We start from the raw sequence: 12415 nt of genomic DNA on the forward strand, positions 1-12415 counted from the left end.
CGGATACTTCTGACCATGACGATCAGTGAGCGTGCGAGGCTGCGGCGGTTCCCCGTCGTGACGGCGGTGGTGTTCGCCGTCACGACGGCGGTGAATCTCCTGCAGTTCGCCGTGCCCGACACGCTCGGGGATTTGCAGCGGACTCCCGCCGGGTTGCACGGGGAGTGGTGGCGCTCGGTCACGTCGCTGTTCGTCCAGGACGGCGGGGTGGCGGGGACCGTGTCCAACCTGCTCTTCCTGTTGCTGGTGGGGGCGGTCGCGGAGCAGGTGCTCTCACCGTCCCGCTGGCTGTCGCAATACTTCGGGGTGGGAGTCGTCTGCGAATTCGTCAGCTACGCCTGGCAGCCCATCGGTGGCGGCAATTCCATAGCGGTCTGCGGGCTGGCCGGTGCCGCCGCGCTGGCGCTGTGGCGTGCCGACGCCCGGTTGCCCGGCTGGGCCGTGCAGGTGCTGCTGCTCTGGTGCGGCTGCATGATCGGCACCCTCTGGTCGGGCGCTCTGATACCCGCGATCGTCGCCTGCGTCGCCGCGTCGGCACTGGTGCGGGCCGGCGAGGAGCGAGGTGTCGCCGTCCACCGGGCGGCAGCGCTCGTCGTGCCGGTCGTCGGCGTCGTGCTGTCGATCGCTGAGAACATCCACGGCGCGGCACTTCTGCTGGGATGCGCGCTGGCCATGTCGGCGGCGCGTGCCCGTCGGCCGGTCTCGCGGACGGCGACCGACTCCCACAGCATCGAGCGGTCCTCCGCGGCGTGATTCGCGCCCATGGCCGTGGGCAGTTGGCGCATGCCGCGCAGGACGAGCACACCACCGGGCCGCGCGTGCCGCGCCGGGCAGGCGGCTCGCGGTAGGCGGGGCCGGGGTCGTCGAGGCCGTTGGGGAGGGTGAGCGCGTCGTAGGTGTCCGGTCGCACGCTCTCCAGGTACTCGGTGACGTCACCGAACGCGAACCGCATTCGGCCGCGCCGTGGCGTTATGCGAGGTGGTCGAGTTCGCCTCTCTTGGCGGCCTCGATGAGGTTGCGGAGTCCTTCGCGGGTGGTGGTGATCAGTTCGTCGGGGCGGGTTGTCTCGCGGAGTATGGGGGTTCCGGTCGCGGTGTGGCCGATTTGAAGGCAGGCGTTACCGCCATTGGCGCAGAGGGGTTCCTGCCACCGAATTTCGGACATGACGGGCCCTTCAAAGTTGCTGAGCGATCTCGTGGATGAACTCGCGTGACTCGCTGGCGCTGAGCACGCAGGGCTCCATCATGTCGAAGAGCAATCGGTAGTTGGCAAGCTGTGTTTCGGCATCGATGAAGACAGACCCGTGGGACGTGTCCAACTGAACGGTGTCGAGCTGGGGAACCGGCCCACAGGCATAGAGGATCGTCTGTCCGGCTCCGGGGAATGCGCCCCTCTCGAAGGGGATCACTCTGAGGCTGACGCACTCGCGCTCGCTCGCCTCCAGCAGGTGTGCCAACTGGGCTCGTGCGACGGATCGACCGCCGAACTGCATACGCAGGGCGCTCTCGTGAACGATCGCCTCGTAAGCAGGTGGGTCATCCCGGTCCAAGACCCGAAGGCGCTCCAAACGGTGGGCTACACGGATTTCGATCTCGTCAGCCGGCATCGTCGGAATCACCAGGTCGAAGATGGCTCGTGCGTGATCTGCGGTCTGAAGCAGACCGGGGATGTGCGACGTCAAGGCATTTCGGATCCTGACGGCGTGCCACTCAAGCTCCGCGATGTCCAGGAAGAACGCGGGAAGGGAACCTTTGTAGGCCTCCCACCACCCCTTGGTCTGATCCTCGGCAAGCGCGGCGAGGGCATCAACCAAGCCACTGTCCTCGCAAGCGTAGTTGGAAGCGAGCGCGCGCACGCGGGCCGCGCTGATACCGAAGCGCCCGGCCTCCGTGTTGGAGATGCGGGTGCGGTCGACGCCGAGCGCCGCCGCCGCGTCCAGAGCCGACATACCCGCCTGCTCACGCAGGTGGCGCAGCGCGGCCCCCAATCGGCGTTGACGGATCGACGGATTGCTTCTCGGTGGCATGCGCCCCCCTCTCGAACCGGCAACCAGTCTGCCCGCCGGCAGCGGCGAGTTCCAGCGATCACCCCGTAGCACAGGGACTCCCAGGAGTCGGTAGCACAGGGCTTCCCGACTGCGCTACCGTCGGTGTTGCCTAGCTCACACGCAGTGGAGCCGGAAGTGCACCGCGCGAGCATGCCCACCTTCCCTGGAGTGGGCGCGCCCGCGCCCAGGGAGGCGAGCCACCGGTGCCCACCTCGCGTGCTGGGTCTCTCCCACCTCACCCCTGCCTCTGGAGTGACCGCGCATGAACTTCGCACCCTGCATGCCCGATTCGTCGGCCGTGTCCGCCCCCGAGCCCATTCCCAGCAACCTCAACTACACCCTCGGGCTCCCCGGCGGCGCGTACTGCCTCGGCATGGCCCGTAAGACCGTCGAGCGCCTCCTGCACGCGCACGACCTCGCCGACATGGCCGAGCTCGGCGTGCTCACGACCTCCGAACTCCTCGCCAACGCCTACCTGTTCACCCCCGGGAAGGCGACCAGCCTGTCCGTCCGGTGGCGGTTCGGCGTGTTGCGGCTCACCGTGTTCGATGAGCACCCGCGCCATCCGCGGGACGCGCGGGACGCCTGTCAGGCGCAGCGGCGCGCTGCGCTTTCGACTCTGGACGCCGTACTCGCCGCGTGCGACGGCCTTTGCTGCGGGCTCAGCGAGGTCGGCGGGCCGCTGGCCGGGAGCAAGATGTGGGTGGCGTTCTCGCGGGCCGCGGCGCGGAACTACGCGCTGCTCTGAAGATCCAGGGATATCGGGGCGCCTGCGGGAGTACGCTGCTCACGATGAATCCCGCGGCGCCAACTCATGTGTGTGCGCCGCGATATGGCGGCGATCTCGCACCCTGAAAGGCGGCCTCTGCTCCATGGACTCACACGAGAAGGACGAGCTCTACGCGATGGACATCTCCGGCGTGGAGTGGCTGAGCGCGCCGGACGCCACGACCGAGGTGCGCGTCGAGATCGCGTATCTCCCGGGTGGTGCGGTGGCAATGCGGTCGTCGGCCGATCCGGACACCGTGCTGCGCTATACGGAGAGCGAGTGGCGGGCCTTCGTACTGGGTGCGCGGGACGGCGAGTTCGACCTGACGTGAACGTACGGAGTGGGGCGGGGCCATTGCCTGCCCGCCCCACTCCCGTCGGCCATCAGTAGCTGATGTCGAACAGCTGGGAAGCCTTGCGGTCCGTGTGACGGTAATCCATGCTGCCCTGCTTGATCTTGGATGCGATCTCGGTCAGGATCGAGTGGATGTGCGTACCGCGCGCGTCGAACTGCGCCTTCGCCTGAAGCATCTTCTGGTGGGCCTCGCCCTGCCAGCCTTCGGTGACCTTGTTGACCGCGGCCCAGATGTCCTTCAGCTGCTGGTCGACGACGCCGGCCGCCTTGCTGATGTCATCGGCGGTCTTCTCGACCGAGCCGTAGTGAACCTTGAGGTCGTCGTTCGCCCCGGGCATGTGTCCCCCTCGTGGTGGTGATTGCTTCGTGGATTGCGGAAATACTTCTAGTAACTGCTGATCTTGCTTTCGAGACCGGCACTGACGCCGGCGCCCGCACCCAGGGACCCGAGGTGCCCGCCCGCGGCGGAGCCGTTGACGTCAATCTTGTTGAAGGTCGCCATGATGTCGGCGTCGTTGGCGTGGCTGGACTTACGGGTGAGGGCCACGGCGTCGTGAATGCCGTCGATCAGCCGGCGCAGGGCGTCGTGGTCCTCGTTGAGCGCGGTCTGCGCGGTGCGGAAAGCCTGGGCGCCCGCACCCGTCCACGCGGCCTCGACCGTCGCGATGGCATCGGCCAGGGACCGGAGGTTGGCGGAAAGAGCCTCGCTCGTCTCCCGGATCGCGCCTTCGAATTGGGTGAATGCGGGATCACTGATCTTCTGAGTGTCCGACATGCTTCGCCTTTCTTGTTGTCAGGGCTGGCTGGTACGGCGGCGTACGACGACAAAGCCGATGGCCGCGGCGAGGATCACTGCGGCGCCTGCGCCGAGGGCGACCCAGGTGGTGGTGCCGATTCCTTCGCTCGAACCGGACTTCGCGGCGATGGGTTTACCGGCTACAGACGAGTTGGGATCGGCAGGGGACGGCTTGGGCGCGTTGGCCTTGAGAAGGGGGTTCACGTCCGCCGGGCCGGGATCGCCCTCACCGTCCACGAGGACCTTGCGGGGGCGGACGCTGCCGTAGCCGAGGTATTTGCTGGGCATCTTGGCGCCGGCGGGCTTTCCGGCCGTCTCCATCATCACGCGCAGGACTTGGTTGTTGGTCCAGTCGGGGTGCTTGGCCCAGATGAGGGCGGCTGAGGCAGAGGCGATGGCTGTGGCTTGGCTGGTGCCGCGCCCGATGCAGTAGCCAGTGTTCTTCTCACAGTGCTCGACGATTTCGTCACCGAAGGCGACGAGGCCAACTTGGTTGCCGTAGGTTGAGAATTTGGCGACTTTACCTTGGCGGTCGATCGCGCCTACGCCGACGACGCCGGGAAGCGCTGCGGGCATCTCCACAAGGTTCCCCTTTTCAGCGCCGTTTCCCGCACCTGCAAAAATCAGGCTCCCCTTACCAAGCGCAGAGTTAACGGCATCCTGAACCTTGGGGAACTGGCTACTGGTTCCTGGACCTGCGAGGGAAATGTTGATGATTCTGGCGCCGTGGTCGGCGGAGTACTGGATACTTCTGGCCATTAGTGCGTCAATTGCATCTGCCTGGCCATCAGGCACTGCCTTCACAGGGAGGATCTTCACTCCAGGAGCCAGGCCTTGAATTCCTCCATCAGCTCCGGTGCCAGCAATCAGCGTAGCCATGTTCGTCCCGTGGCCTTCACGGTCGACATGTGCACCCGTTGGCTTGTTAGAAGCATCAGTGCCGTCCAGCACCTGGCCGCGTAGCTCGGGAAGGGTATCGTCCACGCCAGTGTCGATCACGGCAACTGTGATGCCCTCACCTCTGCTCACCTTCCACATCTGTTCAGCCTGCATATCGTCCAAGAACCACTGCCTTGAGTGCTCGTCCTGTGCCGCCGCCGGAGTTGCGATACATGCGAACACCACCGCTAGCAACGCCGAGGTCCGCAGAGCGCGCTGAGCCGGAAATGGCATGAGGCAGTGGTCCCCTTCGTGAGGTCTCGTGAGCTATTCGATGACTGGAGGCACGACGTTCCCGCGGCCTCTGGTCCAGGTCTCTTCGTCTTCCACCAGATAGTCGGGCCTGCTGCTGGAGCGACGGCGGCTACCGCCGGAAGAGTTGGCTCCAGAGTGTGGCATCACCCCCGGTGGCTGGTTGCGTACGAGACCTGAGCCGCCTTGAGTGAACTCGGAACGCCCCTCACGCGGTGCGCGCAGCCCACCGGCAGTACCGCCTGGCTCAGTGGCGAGCCTTCGGCCTACGTAGCCGTTCCTCGGGCCGGGAGTGCTGCCGCCAACAGGGTGGCCGCCCATACCCATCGGACTTCCTGGCCGAGCGCCTGGGCTCCCGGCGACACCTCGCGGCCCCGTAGTTGTACCCGTTTGAGGCCCGTTCACGGTCCGCTCTTCACCCACGACCGTGCCTCGCGGCAACCGCGGGACAGCGGACTGGCCGCCCGAGCGGACAGGCGTGCCACCGACGATCCCATCCTTTCCCCCGGCCCGAGCTATGCCTTCGGGCCGAGGCACACTCACACTTTCGGGGTGGCCTACAGCAGGTCCGCGCGGCCCTTCGATCCCACGTTGCCAACCGGATGGCATGGCAGGCACGAAGGGCCCTGGCATGGCAGGACCTCTTGGATCCGGGATATCAGCAGGGAGACGCGTAACGGCGTGCCTGGTCGCGTTGTCCGGAGCCTGCGGGGGTGCCACAGAGTCGATCGCCGTATGCGAAGGCCGGTCAGTACCCAAGGCTGCGCCGGGTTGTCCGCGTCGACCTTCATCAGAAGGAAGCGACGGTCCGCTGGAGATCGTGCCAGCTCCGTCAGCGCCAGGCCGCACGGAGCCTTCCTGCATTCCGCCGTGAGTCGGCACTGATCCCGGCGCAGCCGAGGCTACGTCCGGACGCTCCAGATCGTTGACGGGCGTTGTGATCAGCCCAGGAGGCAACGCCGGAAACGTCGGCGCCTCCAACCCCGCCACATCCGTATGCACCGTCCGGTAGTAAGAATCCAGCCGCTCCATCTGATTGATGGCTTCCTGCCGGTTGGACTCCGCCCCCTTCAAGCGCGCCTTTTCCTTGTCCGCGTCCGCGTAGCACGGTTCCGGTGCCGGAATGGCCGCCTTGGCGTCGCTCAAGCTCTGGCCCGCGAAGCCGATGTTGATGCCGACCTTCAGCGTGTAGTCGGCAAGCTTCAGCGTCTGCTTGGCCAGTTCCGCGCCCCACTTGCGGAACGCCTCGCCGCCCTCGCCCTCCCACTTCACGCGCTCGACGTGCGCCTGGAGTTCCCCGCCGAGGTCGTTGATGTCGGTGAACGCCTTCAACAACGCGTCCGCGGCGTCGTTGATCTGCTTCGGCTGACCGCCCGCCACCATGGCGTAGAGCTCTTCGTGCGTGGCGTCGTCGAATTTCCCCTTGCCCATTCGCCTTCCCCCCTTACGCGGTCTCGGATCCGAGATCGGAGGCGCTGCTGCGCTCCGGCTTGGGCTCGTGCCCGCCCTTTGCCGGGGCGTGCTGTCCGGCTGTCGGATCGTGGTAGTTCTTGCGCACGCGCTCTTCGATCGCCTTCAGCCGGGCGGCCTGTTCGGCGTCCATCCCGTCGTATCCGCGCTCGGCGACCACGGCGGCGATGCCCATCGCCTCGACCTGGTCGCCCAAGGTCTGGGACAGCGTCTTCAGCTGGTCGTGAACCTTGTCGTAGAGCTTGGCGAGGTCGTCGGCGGAGCCGAACCCGGTGCCGTAGGCGCCCTTGGCGATCGTCTGATGGGCGATGGCCTTCTGCGAGGCCGGCGACTTCTCCAGCTCGGACACGATGGTGTCGATCCGGCCCTTGAACTTCGCCAGCGTCTCGGCTTCCTTCACCAGGTTGCCGTTGCCGAACGGCCTCTGGTCCTCGCCCGCACCCTGTTGCTGCACCCTGCCCCTCCCCTGTGGCATCCAGCGCGACACTACGCCACTCCAGCCACTCCCCGCATGAGTTACATGGTGCAGCCCGGTATCCCCGTGACGCCTGAGTACGCGTACTCAATCAAGCCGCCCGCCGCCGCCTCAAATCGCGAAGTACCACCGCCACCCCCGCGATCGCCGCCACCAGCAGAGCCGTGCCGCCCAGGCCGTACGTGGCGAGGCGTTCCTGGCGTTGGGACGGGGTTTCGCCTGTGGCGAGGGGGGCCGGGGCGGGGGGTTTGGCGTGGTGGGTCGTGGGCTGGTCCGCGGTGACGCGGTCCAGGGGGTGGGCGTCGTCGGTCAGGGCTCGGACCGGGTCGACCACGCCCCAGCCCACGTAGCGGTCGTGGCCGTTCGTCGCGCGTTCCGCGGTCTGCTCGATCTGGGCGACGACCTGGTTCTGCTTCCAGTCGGGGTGTTTGGCGCGGATCAAGGCGGCGACGCCGGCGACGTAAGGGGCCGAGAAACTCGTGCCGTTGTCGACGCACTGGCCGCCCAGCGGGACGGTGGAGACCATTTCCACGCCGGGCGCCGCGACGCCCACGAATTCGCCGGGCTGGGAGAACGGTGCGCGCTCGTTGTTCCGGTCCGAGGCGGCCACGGCGAGGACGCCCTTGTAGGCGGCCGGGTACGTCTCCTTGACGCTGCCGTCGAGGCCGTCGTTGCCCGCGGAGGCGACCACGACGACGTCCTTGGCGAGGGCGTCCTTGACCGCGAGTTCCAGGTCGGAGTCGGGTTTGAGCGCCTTCGCCGTGTCCTGGGAGATGTTGATGACCTGGGCCCCGGCCGCGACGGCCAGGTTGATGCCCTGGGCGAGGGTCTGGGAGTCGCCGGTGCCCTTCTCGTCGTTCTGCCGGATCGGGATGATGACCGACTCCGGCGCGAGGCCGACGAAGCCGCTCGCGGCGGACGGGCGGGCCGCGATGATGCCGGCGACCTTCGTGCCGTGGCCGACGAGGTCGAGCGTGGGGTCCAGCTGGACGGCCGGCTTCTCGGGTTCGGGTTTCGGCGTGGGCTTCTCCGACGGTTTCGGGGAGGCCGGGGCCGACGCCGAGGCGGAGGGCTTGGGGGTCGGCGTGGCCTTGGGCTGCTCCGAGGGCTTCGGCGTGGTCTTCGGAGCCGGCTTGGGCTCCTTCTTCGCCTGGTCCTTCGAGACGGCCTCGCGGCGGTCCTCGGTCGCCTCGCGCACTCCCACACCGTCCGCGGCCGCCGCCTGCTTGCCGCTCAGCAGATCGGCCCCGCTCTTGGCGTCGACCGCGTCCTTCAGCTGCGGGTTGTGGGTGTCGACACCGGTGTCGATGACGGCCACGCGCACCGGCTTGCCGTCGCTGTCCTTGCCCTTGGTGTCCTGCCAGAGCTGGTCGAGGAGGACGCGCTGGAGCGACCAGGGGGTGCCCTTGATGGGCTTCGCGGGATAGGTGCACTCGCCGCTGCCGTCCAGGGCGACGGGAAGCGGAGCGGATACCGCCGACGCTCCCGTCAGGGGAGTCATGAGCGCGGCGGCCGCCAGCGCCGTGGTGATGCGTCGCATTCCGCTCCTCACGATCCCTGCGGCTGCGAGGCGCTGTTGGGGTCCAGCCGCGGGCCTGTGGGGAGGAATTGCGACCAATTGGCCGGAACGGCCATGGGATTCACGTTCTGATAACCGAGCCTGGTGCGCGCCGTGTCGGCCTCGGGTGTCGCGGCGGACGGCGAGCTTTCGGGAGCGCTTCCGTCGGGGCCCGCGGACGGGGCGGGGTTTTCGCCGATCTTCGACTTCTTGGTGCCGCTGTCGCCGTTGGACTGCACCGCATAGCGCAGCCCCGTGTCGGTGACGAGGAAGATGGAGCCGCTGGTGGTCTGGTGGCCGGTCACCTGGCGGTAGAGCAGTCCGGAGCCGGGGGTGACATAGGCGCTCGTCGCCCCGTCGGGAATCGTCGCCGGGTATTCCGTGCCCGCCCACGTGGCGAGGTCGGGGGTGCCCGCGGCGGAAAGGCCGCCGAAAATGCTGCACACCGTCGTCTTGGCGCCGCCGCCTCCCGCGGACGCCTCCTGCGCGTTGGCCTGCTGGGGCACGCGGGAGGGCCAGTGGTACTTCCCGTAGAACTCCTCGTCGTCCGGGGTGAAGGTGGCGGCGCTGACGTGCTCGGGGGTGCCCGCCTGGCCGAGCGACGTCAGCATCTTGCTGTTGAGGAGCAGCTTGGCGACGAATTCGGAGACGCGCTGGACCTTGCCCTGGAGCACGACATAGTGCTGGGTGCCCGTGCCGGTGGGGGCTTCGAGGACCGTACCGACGTGGTTGGCCTTCGCCGGCAGGGTGCCGATACCGGCGTCCGCGCCGATGTCACCGCGGATCTCGGGGAAGACGATGGGAGCGCCGTCGTTGAAGGTGCCCAGCCAGTCCTTGGTGACGCGCTGCGGCCGGGCGCCGTCCTGGAAGAGGGAGCGCAGCAGCAGGTTGTAGTCCGGGGTGCCCGCGAGAGTTTTCCACTCCGGGCCGCCGAGGAGGTATTTGGTGCCCTGCGGATCGATGAGATAGCGGGCGTCGTCGGGACCCTGGACGTAAAGGGCCTGATTGTCCCGCAGCCGGCCCGAACCGGTGAGCTTCTTGAGCTTCGGGTCGCGGTCGGCGAAAAGGAAGACGGCCTTCTGTGTGGTGTTCCCGTTCGTGCCGCCGGGCTGTTCGCAGACAGCCCACTGCTTCTTCCGGCCGGCTTCGGCGGCGCCGGGCATGCGGTCGGGGGCGTAGGGAATGCCGAGGGTCGGGCCGCGCGGGATGTGGCCGTTGTCGAGTTCGGATTCCTTCACCTTGATGACGGTGGATTTGTCGGGGGTGAGGAGCAGCTTGGCGGAGGCGAAGTTGAGGACGGGGTGGAGCTGTTTCTTGTTGTCCGTCTCCAGGACGACATAGCGCGTGGTCGAGTCGCTGCCGACGATGACGTGCGCCGCGGTGTCGTCCCAGCCCTTGGGTGCGACCGGCCGGAACAGGCCCCAGGCCCCGAACCCGGCGACGAGCAGCGCCCCGACGACGACGCCGGGCAGGACCGCGCGCAGCGGACGCGGGGCACCTTCCTCCGTTCCGCTGGGGGAAGGTTGCAGAAAAGCTGCGACCGTTCGCTTCTTCGCGAAGGTGTACGCGTTGAGCTGATCCCGGCGTGATGCCATGTGTCGCCGCTTCTCCCCAGTGGTCGGCTTCGGTTGACGGGGTGCTGCCGGACCCTGCCGTCGGTCCGGTTGTCGTACCGGCCCCCTACTATGCCGGTAGGGGATCAGAGTGAGGCGAGGGGGTTTGTCAGGCATGGGTGCCGCAACGCGCGTACGGCCGCCGGAGGTCACCGCGCAGCCGGGCGCGGTCGCGCCGCGGGCCGTGTCGCGGCCCGGCAGCGTGGGGCCGGTCCGGCTGCAGCAGCTGGTGTTGGTCGAGGTGGCGGTGGCGCTCGTGCTGGCCGCGTGGGCCGCGGGTCCGATGTGGCTGGTGCCCGCGGGCGTGGTGGCCGCGGTGCTGGTGCTGCTCGCGCTCGTGCGCCGCGGGCAGCGGCCGATAGCGGACTGGCTGGCCACGGCGGTGTCGCTGCGGCGGCGCGCGGGCCGGGCGGTGGCCGCGCCGGTGGGCACGGACACGGGGTTCGCCCCGGTCCTGGAGTGCGAACCGGCGCTGCGGACCGGTTCCTTCACGGACCGTGAGCGGCGCGAGGTGGGCCTGGTCGGGGACGGCACGTTCCTGACGGTGGTGCTGCGGATCGACGCCGTCGACGCCCCGCTGCGCCCCCTGCGGGTGGAGAAGGCGCTGCCGCTGGACCTGCTGCGGGACGCGATGGATGTCGACGGCATCCGGCTGGAGTCCGTGCAGGTGGTGCAGAGCACGCTGCCCGCGCCCGCCCCGCACCTGCCGGCCGAGTCGCTGGCGGCCCGTAACTACGCCCCGCTCCAGGCGATGGCGGGGACCCCGGCGGTGCGGCTGACCTGGGTGGCGCTCAAGCTCGACCCGGAGCTGTGCCGCGAGGCCGTCGAGGCGCGCGGTTCGGGTGTGGAGGGCGCGCGGCGCTGTCTGCTGCGGGCGGCTGACCAGCTCGCGAGCCGCTTGCAGGGGGCCGGGTTCCGGGCCCAGCTGCTGTCCGAGGAGGGGCTCACGGCCGCCGTCGCGACCGCGGCGAACGTCAATCCGACCGCCTCCGCCCAGGCGGGCCGCAGTGGCACGCCGGTGCGGCGGACGGCGGAGAGCTCCCGGGCCTGGCGGTGCGACGACCGGTGGCACAGCACGTACTGGGTCTCCCGCTGGCCGCAGTTGGGCCCGCGGGCCACTCCGCTGCCGCAGCTGGCCGCGCTGCTCACCTCGCTGCCCGCGCTGTCGACGACGCTGAGCCTGACCCTCGGCCGCGGCCGCACGCCGGGCGGCCGGCACGCGCCGAGCCTGGCCGCGCACGTACGGGTCACCGGCCGCAGCTCGGACGAACTGGCCGAGGCCCGGCGGGAGCTGGAGCGGGCCGCGCGCGGGGCGAAGGCCGGCCTGGTGCGCCTCGACCACGAGCAGGTGCCCGGTGTCCTCGCCACGCTGCCCCTGGGAGGGACGCGCTCATGACCACTGCTCCCCCACCGCCCGCGCCCGCGCGGCGCCGTTTTGGCTTCGGGCTGCTGGGTCCGCGGCGCGGGCGGCACGAGATCGCGCCCGAGCAGTTCGACGCGCTGGCCCTGCCCGTCGGGGACGACGGCGTGGTCATCGGCACCGACCCCCACGAAGCGCCGGCCGTCCTCGGCATCGGCCGCCCGGCGCCGTTCGACGCCGTCCTCGTGGGCGGCGCGTGGACGGCGCAGGTCATCGCGTTGCGTACGGTCGGCACGGGCGCCCGCGTCGCCGTGGAGACCGGCCGCCGCCAGCTGTGGACCTCGCTCGCGCAGGCCGCCAACAGCGGCCAGCCGTGCGTGACTCTGCACGATGTCGGAAGGGTGCCGCCGCAAGGGGCGTCGGTGCACAGCCCGGTGCTCGTCGTCCGTGACTGCGGTGCGCGGCCGCCTCGCGGCCGGGTCGTCGCGGCGCCCTGGCAGCCGGTGCTCACCCTGCTGCCGTTCGTGAGCCCGGAGGCGCCGCGCCTGATGGCGAGCGCGGATCTGGTGGGTGTCCAGCGGGTCTCGCCCGAGGAGGCGGAACACCTCGGCCGGCTCCTGGGGTTGCCGCCGGAGGACGTCGCGGCGCTGCCGACGCTCCAGGACGGGGTGACGCTGTGGTGCGCGGGCCGCCGCTCGCGCATATATGTCGACACCCGGGCGACGGGGCCGGAGGCCGGGCTGCTGGGAGCGGCCCGGCGGATGGACTGAACCGGAGGGCCG

At 69.2% G+C, this 12415-nt stretch carries 14 protein-coding genes; 5 read left to right on the top strand and 9 right to left on the bottom strand.

Annotation, left to right across the window (positions count from 1 at the left end):
- The coding region (locus ACFY1P_RS32900) for a rhomboid family intramembrane serine protease (RefSeq protein ID WP_390752707.1) at positions 1 to 753 on the top strand (753 nt) is incomplete at its 5' end.
- Positions 754 to 969: 216 nt separating this feature from the next.
- Here ACFY1P_RS32900 and ACFY1P_RS32905 read toward each other — a convergent pair.
- Positions 970 to 1164 (bottom strand): hypothetical protein, encoded by a 195-nt coding sequence (locus tag ACFY1P_RS32905; RefSeq protein WP_361528471.1) that lies wholly within the window; start codon positions 1162 to 1164, stop codon positions 970 to 972.
- A gap of 10 nt (positions 1165 to 1174) precedes the next feature.
- Positions 1175 to 2026 (bottom strand): helix-turn-helix domain-containing protein, encoded by an 852-nt coding sequence (locus ACFY1P_RS32910; RefSeq protein WP_390752708.1) that lies wholly within the window; start codon positions 2024 to 2026, stop codon positions 1175 to 1177.
- A 283-nt stretch (positions 2027 to 2309) separates the two neighbouring features.
- Here ACFY1P_RS32910 and ACFY1P_RS32915 point away from each other — a divergent pair, with 283 nt between their 5' ends.
- Complete coding sequence (locus tag ACFY1P_RS32915; RefSeq protein WP_361528475.1) at positions 2310 to 2795, top strand: ATP-binding protein; 486 nt, start codon at positions 2310 to 2312, stop codon at positions 2793 to 2795.
- Positions 2796 to 2919: 124 nt separating this feature from the next.
- Complete coding sequence (locus ACFY1P_RS32920) at positions 2920 to 3147, top strand: DUF397 domain-containing protein (RefSeq protein WP_361528477.1); 228 nt, start codon at positions 2920 to 2922, stop codon at positions 3145 to 3147.
- A 52-nt stretch (positions 3148 to 3199) separates the two neighbouring features.
- On the opposite strand, the gene ACFY1P_RS32925 is transcribed toward ACFY1P_RS32920, so the two are convergent.
- The 7 genes from ACFY1P_RS32925 to eccB all read right to left on the bottom strand — a co-directional run bounded on the left by ACFY1P_RS32925 (position 3200) and on the right by eccB (position 10255).
- Positions 3200 to 3508, bottom strand: coding sequence for a WXG100 family type VII secretion target (locus ACFY1P_RS32925; RefSeq protein WP_361528479.1), 309 nt, complete (start codon positions 3506 to 3508; stop codon positions 3200 to 3202).
- Positions 3509 to 3555: 47 nt separating this feature from the next.
- Positions 3556 to 3945, bottom strand: a complete 390-nt coding sequence (locus ACFY1P_RS32930) for a WXG100 family type VII secretion target (RefSeq protein WP_361528481.1) — start codon at positions 3943 to 3945, stop codon at positions 3556 to 3558.
- A gap of 18 nt (positions 3946 to 3963) precedes the next feature.
- Positions 3964 to 5019: a type VII secretion-associated serine protease mycosin gene (mycP, locus tag ACFY1P_RS32935; RefSeq protein ID WP_390752724.1), complete on the bottom strand. Its 1056-nt coding sequence runs from the start codon at positions 5017 to 5019 to the stop codon at positions 3964 to 3966.
- A gap of 153 nt (positions 5020 to 5172) precedes the next feature.
- Positions 5173 to 6588, bottom strand: coding sequence for a hypothetical protein (locus ACFY1P_RS32940; protein WP_390752709.1), 1416 nt, complete (start codon positions 6586 to 6588; stop codon positions 5173 to 5175).
- A gap of 13 nt (positions 6589 to 6601) precedes the next feature.
- Entirely contained in the window at positions 6602 to 7081 is a 480-nt protein-coding gene (locus ACFY1P_RS32945; RefSeq protein WP_361528487.1) for a hypothetical protein, read from the bottom strand.
- A 112-nt stretch (positions 7082 to 7193) separates the two neighbouring features.
- Positions 7194 to 8603, bottom strand: a complete 1410-nt coding sequence (gene mycP / locus ACFY1P_RS32950) for a type VII secretion-associated serine protease mycosin (RefSeq protein WP_361528497.1) — start codon at positions 8601 to 8603, stop codon at positions 7194 to 7196.
- A gap of 47 nt (positions 8604 to 8650) precedes the next feature.
- Positions 8651 to 10255: a type VII secretion protein EccB gene (eccB, locus tag ACFY1P_RS32955; RefSeq protein ID WP_390752710.1), complete on the bottom strand. Its 1605-nt coding sequence runs from the start codon at positions 10253 to 10255 to the stop codon at positions 8651 to 8653.
- A gap of 133 nt (positions 10256 to 10388) precedes the next feature.
- On the opposite strand from eccB, the gene eccE reads away from it, so the two are divergent.
- Entirely contained in the window at positions 10389 to 11669 is a 1281-nt protein-coding gene (gene eccE / locus ACFY1P_RS32960) for a type VII secretion protein EccE (RefSeq protein ID WP_390752711.1), read from the top strand.
- Positions 11666 to 12403: a hypothetical protein gene (locus tag ACFY1P_RS32965; protein ID WP_361528493.1), complete on the top strand. Its 738-nt coding sequence runs from the start codon at positions 11666 to 11668 to the stop codon at positions 12401 to 12403. The genes eccE and ACFY1P_RS32965 overlap by 4 nt, the downstream gene beginning before the upstream one ends.
- The last annotated feature ends 12 nt before the right edge of the window (positions 12404 to 12415 follow it).

The sequence above is a fragment of the Streptomyces sp. NPDC001407 genome, assembly GCF_042895325.1.
Lineage (GTDB): Bacteria > Actinomycetota > Actinomycetes > Streptomycetales > Streptomycetaceae > Streptomyces.

Excerpts from the sequence above, each read along its gene's own strand:
- ACFY1P_RS32925 (WP_361528479.1), bottom strand. The coding sequence starts at position 3,508 with ATGCCCGGGGCGAACGACGACCTCAAGGTTCACTACGGCTCGGTCGAG.
- eccE (WP_390752711.1), top strand. The coding sequence starts at position 10,389 with ATGGGTGCCGCAACGCGCGTACGGCCGCCGGAGGTCACCGCGCAGCCG.
- ACFY1P_RS32965 (WP_361528493.1), top strand. The coding sequence starts at position 11,666 with ATGACCACTGCTCCCCCACCGCCCGCGCCCGCGCGGCGCCGTTTTGGC.
- mycP (WP_361528497.1), bottom strand. The coding sequence starts at position 8,603 with ATGACTCCCCTGACGGGAGCGTCGGCGGTATCCGCTCCGCTTCCCGTC.
- ACFY1P_RS32910 (WP_390752708.1), bottom strand. The coding sequence starts at position 2,026 with ATGCCACCGAGAAGCAATCCGTCGATCCGTCAACGCCGATTGGGGGCC.
- ACFY1P_RS32940 (WP_390752709.1), bottom strand. The coding sequence starts at position 6,588 with ATGGGCAAGGGGAAATTCGACGACGCCACGCACGAAGAGCTCTACGCC.
- ACFY1P_RS32930 (WP_361528481.1), bottom strand. The coding sequence starts at position 3,945 with ATGTCGGACACTCAGAAGATCAGTGATCCCGCATTCACCCAATTCGAA.
- eccB (WP_390752710.1), bottom strand. The coding sequence starts at position 10,255 with ATGGCATCACGCCGGGATCAGCTCAACGCGTACACCTTCGCGAAGAAG.
- ACFY1P_RS32905 (WP_361528471.1), bottom strand. The coding sequence starts at position 1,164 with ATGTCCGAAATTCGGTGGCAGGAACCCCTCTGCGCCAATGGCGGTAAC.
- ACFY1P_RS32920 (WP_361528477.1), top strand. The coding sequence starts at position 2,920 with ATGGACTCACACGAGAAGGACGAGCTCTACGCGATGGACATCTCCGGC.
- mycP (WP_390752724.1), bottom strand. The coding sequence starts at position 5,019 with ATGCAGGCTGAACAGATGTGGAAGGTGAGCAGAGGTGAGGGCATCACA.
- ACFY1P_RS32915 (WP_361528475.1), top strand. The coding sequence starts at position 2,310 with ATGAACTTCGCACCCTGCATGCCCGATTCGTCGGCCGTGTCCGCCCCC.